Genomic DNA, 22424 nt, shown 5'->3' with positions numbered 1-22424 from the left:
GCTACACGGTGAGGTTGAAGTTCGGGGTTTTGCCGTAGACCGCCATCGCGGTGAGCACGACGACCACAACGATCGTGATCAACGACAGCCGCATCGATCGGCCGACCGCTTCACCGACACCGACCGGCCCGCCGGTGGCGGTGTAGCCGTAGTAGCAGTGGGTCGTCATCACGACCACCGCAACCAGGATCACTTCCGCGAACGACCAGCCAACGTCGTTGAGGCGCAGGAATGTGTGGAAGTAGTGGTTATACGTCCCGATCGACTGCCCGTAGAGCAGAACCGTGGTGACCTGCTGGGACAGGAAAGCCATGGTCATCGCCAGCCCGTAGAGCGGGATGATGACGATCAGGCCCGCCACCACCCGGGTGGAGGCCAGGTAGGCGACCGACCGGATGCTCATCACTTCGAGCGCGTCGATCTCCTCGCTGATGCGCATAGCGCCCAGTTCGGCGGTGGCGCCGGCGCCGACCGTGGCGGCCAGCGCTTGACCGGCGGCTACCGGTGCGACAAAGCGCACATTGACCAGTGCGGCCAAGAACCCGGTGAATGCCTCGACACCGATGTTGCCCAGCGTCGCGTAGCCCTGGATCGCGACCAGCGAGCCCGCGGACAGGGTGATGAAACCGACGATGGCCGCGGTACCACCGACCACGGCCATCGCGCCGGTGCCCATCCCCATCTGGGCAACCATTCGCAGCAACTCTCTGCGGTAGCGGTGCATGGCGAAGGGGATCTGCCCGACTGCGGTCAGTGCGAACCAGACCATCTGCCCGATCTCGAGCAGTGGCCGAGACGGGACATCCCCGTACCGAACGACCAACGCCGATGTCCGGGGGAAGCGGACGCGTAGAGCTGCGATTGTGGACATCTCAGCGGCCTGTCCCGAACCGGACGCCGATGGTGGTCAGCGCTGCGTTGACCGCGAAAAGCGCGATGAAGCACAGCACCACCGTCTCGTTGACGGCAGTGCCCAAACCCTTGGACCCGCCGCGGACGATCAGCCCTCGATAGCAGCCGACCAGGCCGGCGATCAGCCCGAACGTCGCGGCCTTGATAAACGCGATCACTACCTCGGGCAGGCCGGTAAGCGCCGTCAACGTGGAGAGGTAGGCACCGCTCGAGACGTTCTGCAGGTAGACGCTGAAGAGATAGCCGCCCCCCAGACCGACGGCGACCACCAGGCCGTTGAGCAGCACCGCGACGATCGTGGAGGCGACGACCCGGGGTACCACCAGCCGGTGGATCGGGTCGATGCCGAGCACCTCGAGCGCATCGATCTCCTCGCGGATGGTTCGCGCGCCGAGGTCGGCGCAGATGGCGGTGCCGCCCGCACCGGCGACGACCAGCACCGTCACGATCGGGCCGAGCTGGGTGACCGCGCCGATCGCGGCACCGGCACCGGAGACGTCGGCGGCGCCGATCTCGGCCAGCAGGAGGTTGAGCGTGAAGATGAGAAGCACGGTTTCCGGGATGGACACCGCGATGGTGGGCAGCAGGGACACCCGCATGAGAAACCAGCCATTCCAGATGAACTCGCGCCACTCGAACGGCTGCCGCAGGGCTTTTCCGGTCAACACGCACATGCGGAAGAACCCGCCCGCCACCTCGGTGCCCGGCCGAATCCTGCTGCCTACTCTGCTGGCAACCGAGTGCGAGGTGGTCATCCGCGCCGCCCCTGAGGTGGCCATGCAACGAGCCGCGACACTTCCGATGCTTCTTCGACTGGCCGACGGCTCGTCGTTAGCCGGGGTCCGCGGCGCTGTCCGTGATCGCGATCAGCACGCCGGTTCGTAGAGCGGCTGTTCAGCGAAAGGCCTTTGAGTGCAGACCGTTTCGAACGAAACGGGATGGACGAGGAATCGGCACTCTCACACCCCACCCTTCGGCTCCATGCCGCTCTAGTTTGCGCCACGCATCACTATGGCACTAGACCGTACGGTCAGTCAATAACTCGGGACGCCTGGGTGAACTGCGCTGGGAGAGCATTTGTCACGGGACCGCACGCAACTTAAATTATTTTGGTCATTACCAGGCTCTTTGACCATTTGGCCTGGCTGCTCTCGCGTTCCCTGTCACCGTGGGTAAGAAGTGGCCAGGCGTACGAAACCGACCGGTCGTACAGTGACGGCGTTGGTACGTCTTGCCGCGACAATTGCCGGCCACGGACGGCTGGGCACATCAAACGGCAAGAGTTGCACCAATGTCCGCCCCGCGCAGGGGTGTTAGCGGCTACGTGTCAGGCTGCCGGACCCGTGACGACGCCCAGGCATTCGCGCACCACCGAGACGACGTCGGCGGACGGGTTCGCCCACTTGCTGAGCCCCAGGCGGTCGAGCAATAGTCCGCCGAGGAACACATCGACGAACGCGGCCCCGACTTGCTCGGGTGTTCGGGAAGCGGCGGGATCGAACCACACCCACATCCACTGCAGCGATCCCCACAGCTGCAATGCCGCGAGTTCGACGTCGACGCTTCGGAAAACGCCGCTGTCAATCCCGCTGCGGATCTCGTCAATCGCCAGCGTTTGCAGCTGATGGCGCAACTTGCGGACCTGCTGCATCGCTGGGTCATCAGAGAGCTGAACCACCTCGCGCTGGCTTGCCACCGTCGCGTCGCGGGCGACGACTTGGAGCAGTGCGGAGGTGTAAATGATTGCCGCAACGCGTTCGTGCGGTGCGTCGAGTCGAGCCCAGGCCATCTGTAGCGCATCGAGTTGGCGGGCGAGGTGGGTTTCTTCAAGCTCCCGCAACATCTGGGCTTTGGTCCCGAAGTGGTGAACGATGGTGCCCTTCGACATGCCGAGCTCGTCCGCGATGTCGCCCATATTCGTTCTGTCATACCCGCGTTCGGCGACATAGCGGACAAACGCGTCGAAGATCTCACCACGCCTACCGGGTCGGGGCATCGTCCACCTTCGGCTCAGACTAACCGTACGAACGGTCTATCATAAGCGCCGCGATGTCAAGATCCCTTGAGGCTCCGCCACTGGGCCTCGGACTTTGTTGGGAGCAGCCCGAACCCGCCATGCCGAATAGCGTCCCTGGCGATCAGGCCGATGAATCCATCAACACGATATTGAGAACGGCGTGTCATAGCTTTGCTACGAGCAGGCCATTCCGTCGCCGGCGGGAGCTACAGCGCCCTGGGGCCACCGAACCTATCCGGCGCGGTTACCACGTACGTGTTGGCCTTGGCTGTCGGTTTGATCTCACCGGCGGTGTACACAGTCATCAGCTCTCTGCCATCGCTGTCGACGACACATACATAGGTGTCCGTCTCAGCGTCGTAGTCGAAGCTGTCCCAGGCCAATAGGAACGCCAAGCAGTTGCCGTCGCGGTCGGCGACGACCAGCTTGTGCACTCCCGAATCCCTCAATAGTTCGGCATCCTGTGCGCGCTGCTGAGGGACCTGGCTGGTGTGGAGCGTGGCGTGTGACATTTGTGTACTCCCTTAGCGAGGGTGTCTCCTACTAGCCTAGGCTCAACTGCTCACGTAATCCGAGCCTTGCGGGAAACGTTTCTCCCCGAATAACCACCCCGACCAGGGCACTACGGCCCCTGTCCAGAGGCCGTAAGTCGCTTACCCGAGGTGACCGGGCTGCCGGCCCACTACGAAGCGCTCGGGCGCCCCTGCGAGCTGTGGCCGCTAACGCGGGCCGGGGTTCTGGGGCGCACCGCCACCAACACCACCCCGGCGGCGAAGACGGCGGCGGTCGGCCACGAGAAACGCCCGTCTGGCGCGAAGCCGCCCTGTGCCAACAAGTGCAATCCAACGGCGGCCAGGAGGGCACCGGTCAGCGTGATCGCCTCGGCCCAGCGATCGCCGAGCGGCAGGCCGAAGGTGGGCAGCGGAACCGCGAAGAACCGCCGCTGCCACCAAAGCAACAGCAGCTCGAACGCCGTCACCACGCTGAGGATCGTGATCCACTCCAGCCGAACCAGCCACCACGCCACCGAACCCTCGTGGGGTTGCGGTATCAGGCCGGCCGGATAAGCGACGATCGCGACGATGACGACCGGAATCATGTGCCACAGGTAAAGGGCCATCACGTTGGCGTTGGCGGTGGACAGCACGCGCTGCACCGGGCGGTGATGCAGGACCCGGTCGATAACCGCCGCGAGCGCCATGGCCAGCCCCGCTTGCGTGCAGGCGAACGCCATCATCGCCACCGTCGGGGGCGACGTGTTCTCGATCGCCTCGCCAGGAACGCCGATCATGCTGACCGGATACGGTCCCACCCGGATCAGCAGCGCCAGAACGACGGCCGAACCGACGGCCAGCAGTACCGGTCTGCGGCCGGCCAACAGCCCACCGTGCCAAGCGATTCCAAGCTGGTAGAGCAGGCCCCAGCACAGCAGATAGTTCAGCGAGCCGATATAGGGGACGTGGCCCGCCAGCGAGACGGCATCGACCAGCACGACGCCCGCGGCCAGCACCGCCGGCGCCCTGAGACCCCAACGCCTATGCGCGGCAACGGCAATCGGTGTCAGTGACACCACCAGCACGTACACGGCGAGAAACCACAGGTGCATGGCGACGGCCCAACCCGCGTATTCCATCACCGTGCCTGGCGCGTGCCGAACCTGCAGAGCCACCACGACCAACGAAACCAGCGCGACATAGACCGTCGTGGGTCCCAACACCCGCGCCAGTCGGTGCCGAATCCAGTCCTGGCGCGAGAAACTGTCGGCGTCGCGGCGGTGCGACCACGACACCGCGCCTGCGTAACCGGCGACGAAGAAGAACACCGGGACCGCCTGAAAGATCCAAGTCAGCCATTGCGTCCACGGCATGTCGAGTAGCGGGTTCTCGCGACCGAACTGCCCGTCGTGGTAGGTCACCGAACCGGCAAGCCAATGGCCCAGCACGATGAGAACCACACCCGACGCGCGGTAGAAATCCACCGCCAGATTGCGGGCCGGTCGCGCGGTTTCTACGTCGTCCATCGGATCGCGGCAAAATCGATGCGGTGCACTCGCGCAACGGTACCCGCCCCGTGGCGTGAAGTCGCTGCGCGCACAATGACTCCATGAAGCAAGCTCGGCTCGCCAACCTGGAGGTCGGCCGCCTGGGCCTGGGCGCGATGGGCATGTCGGTGGCCTACGCGGGCGCCGGCAGCGACGACGCCGAGTCGATCCGCACTGTTCATCGCGCCATCGACCTGGGCGTCACGCTGATCGACACCGCCGAGGTGTACGGCCCGTACGTCAACGAAGAACTGCTCGCGCGTGCCCTGCAGGGGCGGCGCGATCAGGTGGTGCTGGCCACCAAGTTCGGCCTCATTTCCCACACGGGACGCACCGGCCCGGACAGTAGCCCGGCCAACATCCGCATCGCCGTGGACGGTTCGCTGCAAAGGCTGGGCACCGATCACATCGATCTCTACTATCAGCACCGCCTCGACCGCGAGACCCCGATCGAAGACACGGTCGGTGCCCTCGCGGCGCTTGTCGCTGCCGGGAAGGTGCGGCACGTCGGCCTCTCGGAGGTCGGTGTGAACACGATCCGGCGCGCCCACGCCGTGCATCCCATCACCGCCGTGCAATCCGAATATTCGCTATGGACCCGCGACCAAGAAGAGGCAATATTGCCGCTGCTGCGCGAACTGGGGATCGGGTTCGTCGCGTACTCACCGTTGGGCCGTGGCTTCCTCACCGGTGCCATTCGCTCCACCGATGGGCTGCCCGACAGCGACTACCGCAAGACCAACCCGCGATTCTTCGACGAGAACTTCCAGCACAACCTGAAGAGCGCGGACGAACTGCGAAGCATCAGCGCTGACGTCGGTGCCACACCCGCTCAGGTCGCCCTGGCCTGGTTGTTGGCGAAAGGCTCCGACATCGTGCCGATTCCGGGAACGAAGCGCGTGGCGCGACTCGAGGAAAACGTCGGTGCCGACGCCGTCGAACTGACACCCGACCAGCTGTCCCGGCTCGACGGGCTCACCCCGCCCCAGGGTGGTCATCACGCCGAAGCGCAGCTGGGGTGGATCGACCGCTGATGGGGCGCCGACGTGCGAGGTATGCTGCGGCGCAAGGGCTTTCGCACGTAGCGGACTGGCTAGTCCGCGCTGGCCAGAGCCGCAGCGCCGTAATGCCTTTCGATCAGCGTCCACGGGTCGGCGTAGGGGCCGCGTCCCTCGAGCCGGCGCTGCACCATCAGGACGGCACGTAAGACGGGGCGCAAGATCGGGCTCAGCAGTCGCACCACGGTCCGCGTCCGGCCCTGCGTCTCGGCGATCCAGCCCAGGGTCTCGGACCAGTCGTGCTCCTGAAAGTCGAGCAGCGCCTGCGCTTCGGTGGTGTCGTACCAGCCGGTGAAGCTCCAGCCGCGGTCGTCGGCGGGATCGCCGGGCAGGCTGGCCGACGGGCCGAGCCCGCCCAGGCCGACGGCTTCCATCAGGCCGTCCTCGAGTTCGCGCTGTGTGAGCACGTACGACTCGTTGCCGCCGATCAGGATCACCTTGCCCGCTATGGTCGCTTCCCGATCGACACCGTTGGCGAAAGCAAGCGCCACGTCGCGGGCGTCCACCGCGTGCATGCGGTTGTCGCCCGGCATCGACCGCATCAGGAGCAGGGAGTCGCCGTTGACCGTCGTGTGCGTGTCCGGCGAGATGACGCCGCCCAGGCGGAAGAGCGCGAACGGCAGGCCGCTGGCGCGGATCGCCGCCTCGGCGAGCACTTTGTCCTGACCGTATTGGTCGATCGGGTTCACCGGGGTGTCCGGGGTGATCCGCTCCGGCTGGCGGTAGGGGTTACGCGATCCGTACACCGCGGCGCTGGACGCCATCAGGAACAGGGGCGGGCGGGGGAGCGCGGCACACGCCGCCAAGAGATTCTCGGTACCGCCCACGTTCACCTTGCGGGCCAAGGCCGGTCTGCGATACGAGAGCGGGGACACGATCGCGGCGAGATGAACGACCACTGCGGGCCGATGGGCCGCGACGAGTTCACGCACCGCCTCGGCGTCCAGAAGGTCGGTATAGGCCGGAATCAGCGCCCCGGGTTGGCGGCCGGCGGCCAGTTCCTTTTCGACGGCGACGGTGTTGTCGTTGCGCAGATCCATCGCGATCACAGTGCGTCCCCGCTCAAGCAGGATCTGCGTGCAACGCTTGCCGACCTGTCCGAAGGCTCCGGTGACCAGAACTGTGGATGCAGTCATGGCCTTATCACCGTCCGATCAGTCGGTTGGCGACCCGGCCGATCGCCCGTCGGATTCGGTCGGAGACGTAGAGAGAAAACACGGGAGTGACGATATCCTCTCGCAGCCGAGTTAGCTTGGAGCTCTTGATCAACCACAGTCCGCCGATCTTCTCGTAGGTCTCGTGGTAGTGCCCGTAGCCCACCAGCGTCACCCCGGGTCCGAACCGGACGACGTCTTGCAGGGCCCACACTCCGCGCGCGGTCGTCGCCGACGTGAGCGCGATTTCGGGGGCATGCACCTGGTGCGCCGTGGCCTGCGTCGGCCGCCCGAGCGCCTTGCGCGTGAACGCCACGAAGTCGTCCGCGCCCTCGATCACCTTGCCGCCGGCCTCCGCCGTGTCGCTGACGAAGTCATCGGTGAAGACGGTGCGCCAAGCCGCCCAGTCCTTGCTGTCGAGATTCCGGCAATAGCGGGCCTTGAGCTGCTTGATGGATTCGATGGCCAGCAGCGTGGCGTCGTCCGCGTCGGCCACCACGCCCTCCGCGCGCTCTGTCATTGCGGCTCGATCCCGTCCCTCAGCGTCCCGGCGTGACGTTTCACTGGCGAAGTGTAAACCTCTCAGCTTTTGAAGTAGACGACCTGATGGGTGGTGACCAGCAGGGTGCCATCTCGTGTCCACACCTGTGCGCTCTGGTCGAAGTAGCCGCGGGTGAAGCGATTGGCGTGCGCGGTGCACAGCACGAAGTCGTTCCCCACCCGGTCGAGTTCGTCCTGATCGGCGTGGAAGTACGCCGTCAACGAGATCGTTCCCGACGGGACGAAGCCGCCGCGTCGCAGGAATACCCGCGGGTAGAAGGCGTCCGACAGCGCGGCCAGCACGGTGTAGTCGACCGGGCGTCGCGCGGCGTCGCGCACCCACAAGGTGGTCGTCGACGAGGGGCTCGGCTGCCCGTCTTTGCCGGGCATGGGGCCTTCGACGAACCGCATGTCGTACAGGTTCGTCCAGCGAACGAGGCCCGGGTCGGTAGCGGGCAGCTGCTCCGGGTCCGGCGCGTCTGGTGGGCGGCTTTCGGTATCGGTCCAACCGTCACGGCGGACGGCGAACAGTGCCGTCGCCGTGGTCGTGACGTCGCCGTCCTGGCTGAGTTCGACGATCCAGTGCTGGTTGGTGCGGTTGGTGCGTGCCGGGCGCAATGAGATGTCGAAGTTGCCGTCGGCGATGGGGGCGGCGTAGTTGACCGTCAACGCCAGCGGCTCGCCAATGCGGTCGGGGTGCGATTCGACGGCGCGCAGCATGACCGCGGCCGTGATCCCGCCGAAGGGCCCCACCATGTTGGCCCATTCCGGATGGGTTCGGCCGCGCCTGGTGTGGGCGTCGACGGTCTCCAGCCGGACGGCGTCGTCGAAGGGATGTGTATCAGTCATGCTGAGTACTGCAGACTACGGGCCTTCGACCCCGGCGTCGGACACGGGGCGGTCGAGCGACGACATCGGAAAGGCGAGCCAGGATGGCGAACTCCCAGGACAAATCTCCCGCTGAACTGATCGACGCCAGGATCAAGGAGTTAGGGGATTGGCGCGGCGAGATGCTGGCCCGCATCAGGGAACTCATCAAGGACGCCGACCCGCACGTGGTCGAGGACTGGAAGTGGCGGGGTGTTCCGGTCTGGTATCACGACGGAATGATCTGTACCGGCGAGACCTACAAGAACGTCGTGAAGGTGACCTTCGCCAAGGGCGCCTCGCTCAAGGATCCCTCGGGGCTGTTCAATTCCAGTCTCGATGGCAACACCAGGCGCGCGATCGACTTCCACCAGGGCGACAAGGTTGACGAAGAGGCATTGAAGGCGTTGATCCGCTCCGCGGTGGAGCTGAACCGGTCGTAGGGCGCCAACCTGTACAGCCTCGGGAGCGGTGCTGTACAGTCGCCCAGCACAAGGTCGACGCTCGAATGGGAGGCCATCCGGTGACGCCCGAGTCGGTCGAAGACTTCCGGAGCCGGGCCAAGGCGTGGCTGGCCGACAACCTCCCGCGGCTGGATTCCGGCGACGCGATGGTTCTGCAGCGCGACGAATTGTCCTCCTGGCAGCGCGCCCGCGAACTGCAAAAGAAGTTGTACGACGCAGGATTCGCCGGCATCTGCTTCCCACGCGAGTACGGCGGGCTCGGCCTGGGCTACGAGTACAAGAAGGCGTTCGACGCCGAGGCGCTGGCCTACGAGACGCCGCTCATGCTCAACGTTCCGTCCTTCGCCATCTGCTGCGCGACGATCCTCGACATGGGCAGCGAGGAGCAGAAGCGCACGCACATCGCGGCCGCGCTGCGCGGCGACGAAGTGCTGGTGCAGCTGCTGTCGGAGCCCAGCGGGGGATCGGACCTCGCGGGCGTCCTCACCCGCGCCGAACGCCGGGACGGGCGATGGATCCTCAACGGCGCCAAGACGTGGAGCACGTGGGCGTTCGCCGCCGACTACGGTCTATGCCTGGCCCGGACCGACTGGAGCGTGCCCAAGCACGAAGGGCTGACGATGTTCCTGGTGCCGCTCCGGCATCCCGGTGTCACGATCAACCGCATCACGCAGGTGAACGGCTCGGTCGAGTTCTGCGAGGAGTTCTTCGACGACGTCGACCTCGGTGACGACGCCGTGGTGGGGGAGCCGGGGAAGGGATGGGACGTCGCATCGCGCCAGCTCTACCACGAGCGCCGCACCATGGGCGACGGATCGGAGTACACCAGCGGCCCGGGAATCGCTGAGGCTGAAGACATTTCGGTTGATCTGCTGTCCTTGGCCGAGAAGACGAACCAGGCCGGCAGCGAACGAGTCCGCGAGATGGTGGGTAGGGCCCTGGTTCATCGGGCCGTGCACGGACAACTCAGCGAGCACGTTTTCCACGCCGTGACCAAGGGATCCCTGCCACCCGCCGCGGGATCGATCATCCGGCTGTCCATGGCCCAAGTGCACGACGTCGAAAACGACACCGCGTTGGCCGTCGCCGGGCCGGCGGCCGCGGTCGACGACGAGGCGGGACTGCTCGACATCGGCACCCGCTACCTGGGCCGCCAGATCGCCAGCATCGGCGGCGGGACCACGGAGATGGCGCGCAACGTGATCGGCGAGCGGGTGCTGAACTTCCCGCGCGAGTACGCTGCCGACCGCGGCGTGCCGTTCAACCAGGTGCGACACGGAAAGGCCTGAGGGAGGACGGAATTGAGCGATCGACTCCGCGACATCCGAGAGCTGGCGGGAGACTCCGAGGCCTACCGGGACGAACTGTACCGGCGCTGGACCGGTCTGCTCAGTTACCGCTACATCGGCCGCAAACACTCGTCGATGGACCTCGGGGAGGTCGACGACACCGTCACCATTCGCCGCGACATGCGCAACGAGGCCGGGGGAATCATGGTGGCGCCGTTGGCCATTTCCTCCCCGGAGGGCTGCCAGACCGACATGGTCGCGGTGCCCAACCCGGTCATCGCGTCGGTCCAGATCGTCGACCCCGGCTATGACGTCAGCCGGGTCGAGATCGTCGACTCCGGCATCGTGCACCAGGGCCGCACCATGGGCTACGGGCGATGCAAGATCGTCGACGCCGACAACCCGGATCGGGTGATCGCCTTCAACGAGGGGCAGGGGGCGATCATCGGCGTCCCACCGGAAGGCCTTGACCGGATGGACGTTTCGGGTACCGAACTGGTGATCGAGGATTCGCCGGACCTGCCGCCGCTGTGGCAGGCGTTCGGTGCCAGCAGTCGTGGCGACGGCCATTGGGTACTGCCGGAGCTCAGCACCGAACTCGCTTCCCCGGACGCCGCGCTGCACATCGGCCCGCAACACGTCGTGCTCGAAACCGGGGCGATCGACTTGGCCGCCGAGGTGGCCGGCACGCGCAGGCTGCAGGTGGTCAGCTGGCACGTGATGTTCATGTCGCGGGGCAAGGTGGGTCCGTTCCGCGTCGAGGGCACCGCACATCGCGGCGGCCCCGGACGCGTCGGGGTGCGCATGCTGCTGCACGACGAGGGGAACGCGGACAAGGCCGTCACCTCCGCCGCGGCGATCTTCGACGTCGTGGGCTGACTGAACCCTGGTCATACATCTGCCCGCGTCTGTATGGTGCTACAGACTCGACACGACAGGAGAATCGCAGTGGCAGAACGGTTGGCCGGGAAGGTCGCGCTGATCAGCGGGGGCGCGCGGGGAATGGGCGCCTCGCACGTGCGAACGCTGGTGGCCGAGGGCGCCAAGGTGGTGTTCGGTGACATCCTCGACGACGAGGGCAAGGCGGTCGCGGCCGAGGTCGGCGACGCGGCGCGCTATCTGCACCTGGACGTGACGAAGCCCGAGGATTGGGACGCCGCGGTGGCCGCCGCCGTGAGTGAGTTCGGCGGCATCGACATTCTCGTGAACAACGCCGGCATCATCAACATCGGCACCTTCGAGGACTACGCCCTCTCGGAGTGGCAGCGGATCCTCGACATCAACCTGACGGGTGTGTTCCTCGGGATCCGCGCCGTGGTGAAGCCCATGAAGGAAGCCGGCAGGGGATCGATCATCAACATCTCCTCTATCGAGGGGATCGCCGGCACCATCGCCTGCCATGGGTACACCGCCACCAAATTCGCCGTCCGGGGCCTGACCAAGTCGGCGGCACTGGAGCTCGGGCCCAGCGGGATCCGGGTGAACTCGATCCATCCCGGGCTCATCAAGACGCCGATGACCGAGTGGGTTCCCGAGGACATCTTCCAGACGGCGCTGGGCCGGATCGCCCAGCCCGAGGAGGTCTCCAACCTCGTCGTCTACCTGGCCAGCGACGAGTCGAGCTATTCGACCGGCTCGGAGTTCGTCGTCGACGGCGGCACCACCGCCGGTCTGGGCCACAAGGACTTCTCCGCGGTCGACACCGCCGGGCAGCCGGATTGGGTTACCTAGCGGGAGCTAGCGATTCGGTTTCCTCGGCCGCCTTCTCCTCGCCTGGCTTGGGCCATGGGGACGGCACCGGGCGCTGCCGCACACGTTGCGGCCACCAGAACCACTTGCCCAGCAGCGCGGCAATCGACGGGGTCATCAGCGACCGGACGATCAGGGTGTCGAACAACAGACCCAATCCGATGGTGGTACCGACCTGGCCGATTACCGTCAGCTCGCTGACCGCCATCGTCATCATAGTGAAGGCGAACACCAGGCCCGCCGAGGTGACGACCGAGCCGGTGCCGCCCATCGAACGGATGATCCCGGTGTTCAGGCCGGCGTAGATCTCCTCTTTGAACCGCGCCACCAACAACAAGTTGTAGTCCGCGCCCACGGCAAGCAGGATGATCACCGACATCGCGAGCACCATCCAGTGCAGCTCGATGCCGATGAGGTGCTGCCAGATCAACACCGACAGGCCGAACGACGCGCCCAGCGAGAGCAAGACGGTGCCCACGATGACCGCCGACGCCACCACGCCGCGGGTGATGAGCAGCATGATGATGAAGATCAAGCACAGCGACGAGATCCCGGCGATCAACAGGTCATAGGTGTTGCCGTCGCTGAGGTCTTTGTAGATCGACGCGGTGCCCGCCAGATAGATCTTGGAGCCCTCCAGCGGCGTGCCCTTGAGTGATTCGTAGGCGGCCTTCTTGATGGCGCCGATGTGCGAAATGCCTTCCTGCGACATCGGATCGCCGTCATGGCTGATGATGAAGCGCACGGCATGGCCGTCGGGGGAGATGAAGTTCTTCATCCCCTTCTTGAACTCGGCGTTGTTGAAGGTCTCCGGCGGCAGGTAGAACGAGTCGTCATTCTTGGACGCGTCGAACGCCTTACCCATCGCGTTGGAGTTCTTCTGCGCCTCGTTCTGCTGATCCTGCAGACCCTTCTGGGTCGAATACATGGTCAGCATCGTCGTTTTCATGGCCTTCATGTTCTCGATCATCGACGGCATCAGCGCCACCATCTGGGGCATCAGCGTGTCGAGATGATCCATGATGGGCAACAGGCTCTCGATGTCGTCGGTCATGATGTCGATGCCGTCCAGACCGTCGAACACCGACCGCAGCGACCAGCACACCGGGATGTCGTAGCAGTGCCGTTCCCAGTAGAGATAGCTGCGGATGGGCCGGAAGAAGTCCTCGAAATCGGCCATGTGCTGGCGTAATTCGTTGATGTCGATGGTCATGTCGTGCATCTTCTTGACCATCTGGTGCATGTCGTTGGCCATCTGTGCGGTGATGCTCGACATCTTTTCCATGCTGTCGATGGTCGTCTGCATCATGTCGGCCTGGTGCAGCATGTCGGCCATCTGGTCTTCCTGGTACTTCTGGTTCATCTGCTGGGTGACGCCCTGCATGCTGATCTGAAACGGGATCGAGGTGTGCTCGATCGGCGTCCCCTGCGGCCGGGTGATGGCCTGCACGCGACCGATTCCCGGCACCCGGAAGACCGTTTTGGCGATCTTGTCGATGACCAGGAAGTCCGCGGAGTTGCGCAGGTCGTGGTCGCTTTCGATCATCAGCACTTCGGGATTCATCCGCGCCTGGGAGAAGTGCCGGTCCGCGGCCGCGTAACCCTCGTTGGCGGGTAGGTCGGTGGGCAGGTAGTTGCGGTCGTTGTAGTTGGTGCGGTATCCGGGCAGGGTCAGCAACCCGATGAGCGCGATCCCGATCGTCACGACCAGGATCGGCCCGGGCCAGCGGACCACGAGAGCGCCGATCTTGCGCCACCCGCGAATGCGTTGTGTCCGCTTGGGTTCGAGCGTCTTACGAAAGCGGGTCACCACCGAAATGACCGCGGGCCCAAGTGTGAGCGCCGCCGCGACGACGACCACCATGCCGATGGCCAGCGGAATGCCCAGCGTCTGGAAGTAGGGCAGGTTCGTGAAGTGCAGGCAGAAGGTCGCGCCGGCGATGGTCAGACCCGACCCGAGCACCACGTGCGCCGTGCCCTTGTACATGGTGTAGTACGCGTCTTCGCGTGATTCGCCAACGGCGCGGGCTTCCTGATATCGGCCGATCAGGAAGATCGCGTAGTCGGTCGCGGCCGCGATCGCCAACGTGACCAACAGGTTCGTCGCGAACGTCGAGAGCCCAATGATCTTGTAGTAGCCCAGGAATGCCACCATCCCGCGCGCGGCCGACAACTCGAACACCACCATCACCAACGTGAGCAAAACGGTGACGACCGACCGGTAGACCAGCAGCAGCATCCCGATGATCACCGTGAACGTGGCCGCGGTGATGAGCTGCAGGCTGCGGTCACCGGCCGTGTGCTGATCCGCCGAGAGCGCCGCCGGCCCGGTGACGTAGGCCTTCACCCCGTGCGGCGGGGGCACGCTCTTGACGATGCTCTGCACCGACTCGACCGATTCGTTGGCCAGGGCTTCACCCTGGTTACCGGCCAGATACACCTGGACGTAGGCGGCCTTGCCGTCGTTGCTCTGGGCGCCCGCCCCGGTCAGCGGATCACTCCACATGTCCTGAACGTGCTCAACGTGTTTGGTGTCGGCGTCGAGCTTCTTCACCATCTGGTCGTAGTAGGCGTGCGCGTCGGCGCCGAGGGGCTTTTCGCCCTCCAGCACAATCATCACGGAGCTGTTCGACTTGTACTCGTTGAAGATCGCGCCCATCCGCTTGGTCGCGACCACCGACTGCGCATCGTCGGGGGCCATCGACACCGAGCGCATCTTCCCGACCTCGTCCAGCTGGGGGACGACGACGTTGAGCACCGCGATGAGCGCGATCCAGCCCAGGATGATGGGCACGGCGAACGTTCGGATTAGCCGCGGAATCTTCTCCCGCACCGGTTCGTCGGCGACGGGAATGGAGTCGGTGCGGGCGTCATCGAGGTGTGCGCTCATGCGGATTTCACCAAACAGAAGGTCAGGGCGTGCACGCCGTTGGTTTGGTTCTCGGCCTTGACTTCGTCGTCGATCGTGATGCGACAACCGAGGGAATTTCCGTCGCTTTGGGCCGAGAGGTTCGGGAAGACCGAGGGGGCGGTCGTGCTGAGCACCAGCGTCCAAGGCAGGGGTGCGCCGTCGACCCGCCTCGGGTCGGCGGACAGGTCCAGATAATTCACATTCGCTGTGCTGGCCGTGCCGAAGACCTCGTACTTGACAACCTTTGGCTTGAACGGCTTGGAATCGTCCAGCCGCGGGCTCGTCATGACGCCCGTGTCGTGGGCGCTGAAGAACGACTTGACGCGGGCCACGGCGAAGCCGCCGACGACCAGGACCGCGACGATCAGCAGCGGCAACCACGCGTTGCGCACAACCTTCACCTCAGGTGGTTCCCTTCCCCATCAGGCCGCCATCATCGGTCAGCGTCAGTGTGACCTGCGCACCAGCTCAGAGGCAGGGAAGCGTCACGACCGCGACTTACGTTGCACCGCAATGGTTCTCGCCGATCACTATGATGCGTGCACGCTTGATCGCCCGAAGTTGGAACGGTCGCCCAAGCGCACCGGCGGTCGCCCCCAGTACCGACACCTACTTCATGAAGCGTCTTTGGATACTGCCTGACGAGCATAGTACATAATGTGCATACCTTGCACACCATGCAACAATTGCCCGCGGTGTTTCAAATCACTTTGTAAAGATGCTGTTGACCAGCGCAGCGGCCCGCTCGACATAGGGCATCGGCGTGTCGTCGGCGGCGCCGGCTTCCCCACTTGACCAGCGCTCGATGCCGGAACGCACGGCCGTCAAAGCGAGTGCGGCGATCAACGCGACGATCTCGTCGTCGGCGCGCATGCCTTGGCGGCGCGCGACGACATCGGTCAGGTGATTCTGGAACCGCTCCAAGTCGGCGAGGAATGCCGCCAGCACCGCCGGGGAGGTTTTGGCGAGTTCCAGCATGCCGGCGGCCTGTTCGCGTTTCGGCGGCACGTCGCGCAGGTGGTGCGCCGCCAGCGTGATCAGCTCTTCCAACACCACCGAATAGGGGGCGGGTCCGGCCGCGACGAAATCGGCGACCAGCTCCGGAGGTATGTCCGAAGGGCCATAGGCGATCGCGGACTCCTTATTCGGGAAGTAGTTGAAGAAGGTGCGCGTCGACACGCCCGCGTCGCCGCAGATCTCGTCGATCGTCACCTTGTCGAATCCGCGTTCCAGCGCGAGGCGCACCGCGGCGTCGCGGATGTCGGCGCTCGTCTGGCGCCGACGACGCTCGCGCAGACCCACGGGGTTGGACATAGCACCCATAGTTGCACGTTCTGCACAATTTGCAGTCAAAAGGCGGCGGATTCGGTCACGCGGGCCGTTCGGCCCGCGGCCGGTGCCGTTCCCGGCTGAGGGCTCGCCGGACGGGCCCGGTGCACCATATGCCCGCCGCTCTATTTCTTAAACACGTTGGCGCACAAGGAGTTCAATTGGTCGACGCAGGGGGAGCTGCCGGCATCCGCGACTAGGCGCGCGGCGCGACGAGTGCGTCCCGAAGATGATCGCACTGACTGGCGAAGAAGTTCACCGACACCGGCGCCTTATCCGCAATCTGGTCGAACGCGTGAAAGGCGCCGGGGGCAATCTCCTCGTGCACGGGAACACCGGCTTCGCGCAAGCGCCGGGCATATTGCAGGCACTCCTCATAGAACAGGTCCAGTGTTCCGACCCCGATCCAGGCCGGCGGCAGGCCGGACAAATCGTCCCGACGGCCTGGGGCGGCTTCTTTTGGGTCGGCGCCGTTGAGGTACCAGCGCCAGGCCATCTGGTTGTCGGTCGCCGTCCACATAATGCGCCGCCGGCTGTCCTGTTCGGTGCCGGTCCGATCGTCCAGCATCGGATAGACCAACATCTGGAAGGCCAGTTTCACGTCGGTGCGGTCGTGGGCCAGCTGCGCGAGCGCCGCGGCGAAGTGTCCACCGGCGCTGGCCCCTCCAACAGCGATCCGATCCGGATCCACCCATGGTTGACGTGCGAGCCACAACAGCGCCGCATAACAGTCCTCGAGAGGGATTGGATACGGGTGCTCGGGCGCCAGCCGGTGCTCCACTGCCGCGATCGCGACCCCCGCGCGGTGGGACAACTTGCGAAGGTATTTGTCGTCCTGGGCGGCGTGACCCATGATGGTGCCGCCGCCGTGCACCCAGAGCAGCGCCGGTCCGCGGTGGGGAAAGTTAATCGGACGATGCAGGCGAACGGTGACGTGCTCGTCGACCGTGGCGACCGGTACGTCCCGCAGTCGCCCCGTGCTACTGAAGAGGTTCATGATCGCCCGCTGCACCTTGAGACCGCGGTGCAGGGCGTATCCGCGAGGCAGAAATCGGGCCACCTTGCGCAGGTCGGGATTTACCGCCTGCCGTGAGGTAAAGGCGTTGTCGGGGAAGCTATTTGCCATCGAGACCCTCTATCCCTTGCGCCGGCGGACTCGCTGACCATACAGGATCGGGAATCTGTCCCGAGGCATCTTCGACCCGCTGACCAGGGACGCTTCGGGGCGGCTGATTGGTCGGGCCGGGGACAGGGTACCCGCTGGCGTGGCCTCGACCATTACCAAGATCATCAGCGTTCTGGATCCGCGCACCGGTGACACCGTCACACAGGTGCCGATAACCGAGCCGGCCGACTGTGACGACGCCGTCGCCCGCGCCGCGGCTGCGGCCGATGGGTGGGCGCGCACCCCACCGGCCGAACGGGCCGCCGCGTTAGCGGCTGCTGCGGGCGACGTACGCTCCGCGGCCGACGAGCTCGCCGAATTGAACGAGCGGGAAACCGGCAAGCTGCGGGGCGAGGCCCGCGCCGGCGTGGACGCCGGAATCGACGCGCTCGTGCAGTTTGCCCAACTGGGACCGCTACATCGTGGCCACGCCCTGCAGGGCGGATGGTCCGCAACGGATCTGATGGTCCCGCAGCCGCGCGGGGTGGTCGCGGTGATCACGGCATGGGACGACCCCATCGCGATGGCCGCCGGCCCGCTCGGTGCGGCCCTCGTGACCGGAAACACCGTGGTACACAAGCCGAGCGAGCGCAGCCCGCAGACCGGCCGGCGCTTCGCCGAACTGCTGGCCGCCCGGCTGCCCGATGGTGTGCTCGAGATCGTCGACGGCGACGCGACCGTCGGGCAACAATTGGCGGCCGCGGAGCCGGTCGATGTCGTCGCGCACGTGGGCAGCAGCGCGATCGGCCGAGAGATCGCGCGCGCCTGCGCCGAACGCGGCGCCAAGGCACTGCTGTCGAATGGCGGAAACGACGCCCTGATCGTCGACGCCGATGTGGACCCGGCCTGGGCGGCCGGTCAGGCCGCGCTGGGCGCCTTCGCCAACGCCGGACAGATCTGCGTCTCGGTGGAGCGGATCTACGTCGTGCAATCGATCGCCGACGCCTTCGTCAATGCGCTGATCGACGAGGCGATCTCGTGGGTCGACCGGATCGGACCGCTGGTCGACGAGCGTCATCGTGAACACGTGCACGCGCACGTCGAAGACGCAACCGGCGCCGGGGCCCACGTTCTCGTCGGCGGCGAGCCGCAGCCCGGGCCGGGCTCGTTCTATCCGCCCACGGTGTTGACTGATTGCACCCCCGAGATGCTGATCATGCGCGAGGAAACGTTCGGTCCGGTCGCGCCGGTACGGGTGGTGCCGGACTTCGCGGCCGCGCTGACCGAAGCCGCCAATGATCGTTACGGCCTGGCCGCCACGGTGCTCACCGGGAACATGGCGCATGCGCAGGAGGCGTGGCGCAGCCTCCCGGTGGGCTCGGTGAAGATCAACTCCGTCTTCGGCGGGGCGCCCGGCGGAGCTTCGGAGCCCCGCCGTGCCAGCGGCACGGGCTTCGGCTTCGGGCCCGAACTGCTCGACGAGATGACCGCCATGAAGGTGGTGCACTGGTCGGCGCCGGGCGGCTGATTGCATCGCGTCATGAGGTGGCGTTCAGGCAGGGTCGGCCTCCCAGCCACTGGGAAGCATCGGGACGGTTGCTTCGCCGCCGAAGCCGTCGCCGGCCAGCCTGGTCAATCCCGCGGCGCGCCGCGAGGCGAATCCGGCGAAACCGAGCGGTCCTGCGCCCTCGGCAGGGGCCATCGCTGAAGTTGACAGCGCATCGCTTGAGGCGCTGAATTCGCGTTCCAGGTCCAGGAATTCGTACCGGTAACCTCTGTGTGTGCGGCGGGGTGCCGCTCGCCGATGCCCCCGGGTTTGTTGCTGTTGTGCCGCGGGACCCGCCGCGGTCGCCGCGGCCGCGGCGGTAGCTGCTGTCGCCTTGCGAGATTGGCCGGCAACGTCGGACTCCGACCCGGCGCCGAGCACACCGACCAGATACGGGGACACGAAATTCTGTGTGGGCATGGCACTTTCCGGTCCCGCCAGCGTTGGCGGCGGGGCGGGTGGCGTGCCCGGTGTGGCCGCAGGGGCTGGCGCAGCCGCCGATACCGCCGACACGTGAAACGGTGCCGCGCTGGCGGTTGGTGCGGCGGCGAGCGCGGGTGGCGGCGGCGTGTGGGTGAGGGGAATTGCCGTCGCGGGCAATGGGATCGGGACCGCGGCGGGAACAGGAGCTGCTGCTGGCAGTCCCGCCAGCCCCGCCAGCCCCGCCAAGCCGCCCGCCGCTCCGGCGGGAATCGCCAACATCGGCGTCACCAATCCGAGGGTGTAGAGCGGATTGCTCAGAAAAAAGCTGAGCAACCCCGCCGGGTTGAACAGGAGAAGGTTGATGAATACGAGCGTTCGGTGAATGACGAATTGCAGAGCGAGCATCACGATCGTCTCGAACAGCTGCGCGGGATTGTGGGCATACATAGGGATCAGGGTCTCCACGCGCGAGAGAAACATCGACAAACTGGGGTGCATCGACCAGCCCTGCGGCGAAAAGGGATTGAAGGGAAAGAGCGCTTGCAGCCACTCCTGGAGATTTTGGGGGAGTGAGGTGCCCATGATGTAGGGGTTTCCGCCGCCCATACCCGAGCCGCCGCTCATTCCGGAACCGGAATCCGTGCTCCCCGCGCCCATGTCCGCCTTCATGATTTGCGGCACCCCCGTACTGGGTGGGGCCCCGGCGACTGCGGCGGTCGAGACGGCCTGGTAGGTGCTCATCGTTGTGGCGGCCTGCACCCACATTCGCGAGTAATCGGCCTCGTTCAGCGCTATCGGAATTGCGTTGATTCCAAAGAAGTTCGTCGCCACCAACACCGCATGCGTGGCGTGGTTGGCCGCCAGCTCGCCCAGCGTCGGCATCGCGGCCAACGCCGTTGTGAATGCCGTCGCGGCCAACTCTTGCCGCGCGGCCATTCCGGCGCTGGCCGCGCTGGACTGCATTAGCCAGGCGAGGTGCGGCGCGTGGGCGGCCACGTAGTGCCCGGCGCTTGGCCCTTCCCACGCGCCGGCTTCAACGTCGCCAAGCAGCGAGGTGAGTTCGCCTGCGACCGCGGCATACTCGGCGCTCAGTGAATGCCAGGCGCTCGCCGAGGCCAGCAGCGGTCCGGGACCCGGCCCGCTGGACAACAACATCGAATGAACCTCGGGCGGCAACGCCATCCAGATCGGCGCCGTCATCGCCGGTTCGTCTTTCCCGGCTGTCGCAGGCGAGCTACGCCATGGATAGAAACCAACGCGAGCCCTCTTGGTGGGCGGATCACGGGTTTGATCGTAAGGACGTACGACTCCGCATATAAGGAGATTCAGCTGTGATATTCCTGTATCTACGGTCCTAAAGTTACGATCTACCCGCGCGATACCGATACGGGCTGCTCTCGCATCCGGAGGTCGAGAAAGCGAGTAGCGCGGCTCGGCGATTGCGGGGTCGTGCCGTTCGGTGGCGACATGAGCGTCCGTGCCACCAATACCGTTGGGGCGGAATATAATTCGTCACAGTGACGAATCGAGGCAATGCACGCGGAAGTGAGGCAATGCACGCGGAAGTGGGGCCCGGGGCCGAAACGCGCCAAAATCTCGATGGCGCTTTGGGGTGTCGGTCGTAGCCCGCCTTGCCGAGCAATTCGGTCGCGTTATCAAAGCGGGGCCGGGGCGCGGGTGGTGTAGCAGGGGTGGCCCTGGCGTGCCGGGCCCGCCGGCGCCCGAGTCGCGTAGTCTGCCGTTCGTCTCACCGGCGTGGGCCCGTGATGATCGGGGGCTCGAGCTGGCGCGGTGCGCCGTGAAGTTGACTGCATCCACGTGCCCAATACCGCTGGGGCGAAGGTCAATTCGTCACAGTGACGAATTGAGGCCATGCACGCGGAAGCCGGGTCGGGGGCGTCGCGGACCGCCGGCCGCCCGATCTTGGCGCGTGGCTCGCCATGGCGAGCTCAATCGTTGTCGACGAGCGAACAAGTTCGTAAGCGCCGCGTCAATGTCGGTGACGGGGCCCGAGCATGCCAGCTTGCCTCGGTGGCATCGTCCGAGAGTTGTCGAGTGCCCCTTCATGCAATGGCCTGGTGGACGTTGTGCCGATAAGCGACATTATGTCAAGTTATCGAAACGACCTGGCCTGCTGGTTTCCCCTAGCGGGTTGAACACGCGAGTGTTGCCCTACGGCGAGCAGACCAACGCCGAGTCGCCCAGCACGTCCCTCGCCGCACGTATGAATCGCATATGGAGGACTACCGGAACCACTCCGTTTTCGGTTGCACACCATCGGATTTGGACTTACGTAGTGTGTCCGCAGCTCGTCTGGCCGTGTATTCGATCAGTCGTGTATGGCCTCGTACCTCAGCAGGACGCTGCCGCCCGGGAAGGTGCGGTTCTCCAACAGGCGCAGCGACATCCATGACGGCAGTGTGGGGAAGAACCGAGTGCCGCCGCCCACGGCGGTGGGCGTGACCACGATCCGGTACTCGTCCACCAGTCCGGCCTGCACGATCGGTGCGGCCAGCGTCGCGCCGCCCACCTCCAGCCTGCCGTCGGTTTCGGCTTTCAGCTTCGTTACCACCTCGACCGGGTCGCCGTGTTCCAGGCGGGAGTTCCAGTCGACGGATTTACACGTGCGCGAGAACACGACCTTGGGCATATCGCGCCAGATGCGGGCGAAGTCCACGATCAACGGGGTCGCGTCCGGGGCCTTGTCGGCGGTCGGCCAGTACGCGGACATCAGTTCGTAGAGCCGCCGGCCATAGAACGACAGGGCGGTCTCCCGCTCGAAGTCGTTCCAGTACTGGTGCAGTTCTTCGCTCGGATCGCTCCAGTCGATGTTGCCTTGCGCGTCGGCGATGTACCCGTCCACCGACACGTTGAAGCCATAGATGAGTTTGCCCATGCAGAACAGACTGCACCGGAGGGCAAAACTCATCGCGACGCCACATGGCACACCACAACATGCAGTGATCGAATATGGCGGGTTACCAGTAAAGCCCACCATATTCATCCGTGCCACAACAGT

General features: G+C 65.5%; 20 protein-coding genes. 6 read left to right on the top strand and 14 right to left on the bottom strand.

Annotation, left to right across the window (positions count from 1 at the left end):
- Position 1 precedes the first annotated feature (1 nt).
- The 5 genes from H7J89_RS25190 to H7J89_RS25170 all read right to left on the bottom strand — a co-directional run bounded on the left by H7J89_RS25190 (position 2) and on the right by H7J89_RS25170 (position 4949).
- Positions 2 to 871: an ABC transporter permease gene (locus tag H7J89_RS25190; protein WP_264047809.1), complete on the bottom strand. Its 870-nt coding sequence runs from the start codon at positions 869 to 871 to the stop codon at positions 2 to 4.
- Between the two features lies 1 nt (position 872).
- Positions 873 to 1586 (bottom strand): MlaE family ABC transporter permease, encoded by a 714-nt coding sequence (locus H7J89_RS25185; RefSeq protein ID WP_372513845.1) that lies wholly within the window; start codon positions 1584 to 1586, stop codon positions 873 to 875.
- Positions 1587 to 2239: 653 nt separating this feature from the next.
- Positions 2240 to 2908 (bottom strand): TetR/AcrR family transcriptional regulator, encoded by a 669-nt coding sequence (locus H7J89_RS25180; protein WP_264047805.1) that lies wholly within the window; start codon positions 2906 to 2908, stop codon positions 2240 to 2242.
- A gap of 227 nt (positions 2909 to 3135) precedes the next feature.
- Positions 3136 to 3441: a hypothetical protein gene (locus tag H7J89_RS25175; protein WP_264047803.1), complete on the bottom strand. Its 306-nt coding sequence runs from the start codon at positions 3439 to 3441 to the stop codon at positions 3136 to 3138.
- Between the two features lie 170 nt (positions 3442 to 3611).
- The gene (locus H7J89_RS25170; protein ID WP_264047801.1) at positions 3612 to 4949 is read right to left on the bottom strand and encodes an acyltransferase family protein; all 1338 of its coding nucleotides are present in this window, start codon (positions 4947 to 4949) and stop codon (positions 3612 to 3614) included.
- An 83-nt stretch (positions 4950 to 5032) separates the two neighbouring features.
- On the opposite strand from H7J89_RS25170, the gene H7J89_RS25165 reads away from it, so the two are divergent.
- Positions 5033 to 6004, top strand: a complete 972-nt coding sequence (locus H7J89_RS25165) for an aldo/keto reductase (RefSeq protein WP_264047799.1) — start codon at positions 5033 to 5035, stop codon at positions 6002 to 6004.
- A 59-nt stretch (positions 6005 to 6063) separates the two neighbouring features.
- Here the strand turns inward: H7J89_RS25165 and H7J89_RS25160 are convergent, their stop codons facing one another.
- The 3 genes from H7J89_RS25160 to H7J89_RS25150 all read right to left on the bottom strand — a co-directional run bounded on the left by H7J89_RS25160 (position 6064) and on the right by H7J89_RS25150 (position 8571).
- Positions 6064 to 7164, bottom strand: a complete 1101-nt coding sequence (locus tag H7J89_RS25160) for an NAD-dependent epimerase/dehydratase family protein (RefSeq protein WP_264047796.1) — start codon at positions 7162 to 7164, stop codon at positions 6064 to 6066.
- A gap of 7 nt (positions 7165 to 7171) precedes the next feature.
- Positions 7172 to 7702: a nuclear transport factor 2 family protein gene (locus H7J89_RS25155; protein ID WP_264047794.1), complete on the bottom strand. Its 531-nt coding sequence runs from the start codon at positions 7700 to 7702 to the stop codon at positions 7172 to 7174.
- A gap of 62 nt (positions 7703 to 7764) precedes the next feature.
- On the bottom strand, positions 7765 to 8571 hold the full coding sequence (locus tag H7J89_RS25150) for an acyl-CoA thioesterase (RefSeq protein WP_264047792.1): 807 nt from the start codon (positions 8569 to 8571) through the stop codon (positions 7765 to 7767).
- An 83-nt stretch (positions 8572 to 8654) separates the two neighbouring features.
- Between H7J89_RS25150 and H7J89_RS25145 the strand changes: the two genes are divergently transcribed.
- From H7J89_RS25145 to H7J89_RS25130, 4 genes are all read left to right on the top strand, one after another.
- Positions 8655 to 9032, top strand: coding sequence for a DUF1801 domain-containing protein (locus tag H7J89_RS25145; protein WP_264047790.1), 378 nt, complete (start codon positions 8655 to 8657; stop codon positions 9030 to 9032).
- An 80-nt stretch (positions 9033 to 9112) separates the two neighbouring features.
- Positions 9113 to 10342, top strand: a complete 1230-nt coding sequence (locus H7J89_RS25140; protein WP_264047788.1) for an acyl-CoA dehydrogenase family protein — start codon at positions 9113 to 9115, stop codon at positions 10340 to 10342.
- A gap of 12 nt (positions 10343 to 10354) precedes the next feature.
- Entirely contained in the window at positions 10355 to 11221 is an 867-nt protein-coding gene (locus tag H7J89_RS25135; protein ID WP_264047786.1) for a hypothetical protein, read from the top strand.
- 69 nt (positions 11222 to 11290) lie between these two features.
- On the top strand, positions 11291 to 12073 hold the full coding sequence (locus H7J89_RS25130) for an SDR family oxidoreductase (protein WP_264047784.1): 783 nt from the start codon (positions 11291 to 11293) through the stop codon (positions 12071 to 12073).
- Here H7J89_RS25130 and H7J89_RS25125 read toward each other — a convergent pair.
- From H7J89_RS25125 to H7J89_RS25110, 4 genes are all read right to left on the bottom strand, one after another.
- Positions 12066 to 14981, bottom strand: coding sequence for an MMPL/RND family transporter (locus tag H7J89_RS25125; RefSeq protein WP_264047782.1), 2916 nt, complete (start codon positions 14979 to 14981; stop codon positions 12066 to 12068). The two genes, H7J89_RS25130 and H7J89_RS25125, sit on opposite strands and share 8 nt — an antisense overlap.
- The gene (locus tag H7J89_RS25120) at positions 14978 to 15394 is read right to left on the bottom strand and encodes an MmpS family transport accessory protein (protein ID WP_067207230.1); all 417 of its coding nucleotides are present in this window, start codon (positions 15392 to 15394) and stop codon (positions 14978 to 14980) included. The genes H7J89_RS25125 and H7J89_RS25120 overlap by 4 nt, the downstream gene beginning before the upstream one ends.
- A 313-nt stretch (positions 15395 to 15707) precedes the next feature.
- A complete protein-coding gene (locus H7J89_RS25115; RefSeq protein WP_264047778.1) occupies positions 15708 to 16316 on the bottom strand; it encodes a TetR/AcrR family transcriptional regulator in 609 nt (202 codons plus the stop codon).
- 211 nt (positions 16317 to 16527) lie between these two features.
- Entirely contained in the window at positions 16528 to 17457 is a 930-nt protein-coding gene (locus tag H7J89_RS25110) for an alpha/beta hydrolase (RefSeq protein WP_264047776.1), read from the bottom strand.
- A gap of 139 nt (positions 17458 to 17596) precedes the next feature.
- Between H7J89_RS25110 and H7J89_RS25105 the strand changes: the two genes are divergently transcribed.
- The gene (locus H7J89_RS25105) at positions 17597 to 18964 is read left to right on the top strand and encodes an aldehyde dehydrogenase family protein (protein WP_372513842.1); all 1368 of its coding nucleotides are present in this window, start codon (positions 17597 to 17599) and stop codon (positions 18962 to 18964) included.
- Between the two features lie 24 nt (positions 18965 to 18988).
- Here the strand turns inward: H7J89_RS25105 and H7J89_RS25100 are convergent, their stop codons facing one another.
- Positions 18989 to 20605: a PPE family protein gene (locus tag H7J89_RS25100; RefSeq protein WP_264047774.1), complete on the bottom strand. Its 1617-nt coding sequence runs from the start codon at positions 20603 to 20605 to the stop codon at positions 18989 to 18991.
- A 1129-nt stretch (positions 20606 to 21734) separates the two neighbouring features.
- The gene (locus H7J89_RS25095; RefSeq protein WP_264047772.1) at positions 21735 to 22301 is read right to left on the bottom strand and encodes a dihydrofolate reductase family protein; all 567 of its coding nucleotides are present in this window, start codon (positions 22299 to 22301) and stop codon (positions 21735 to 21737) included.
- Between the last annotated feature and the right edge of the window lie 123 nt (positions 22302 to 22424).

It is taken from the genome of Mycobacterium paraffinicum (assembly GCF_025822865.1).
GTDB classification, from domain to species: Bacteria; Actinomycetota; Actinomycetes; order Mycobacteriales; family Mycobacteriaceae; genus Mycobacterium; species Mycobacterium paraffinicum.
Note: the sequence above shows the minus strand (reverse complement) of the source record. Positions and strands in the feature narration are given on the sequence as shown.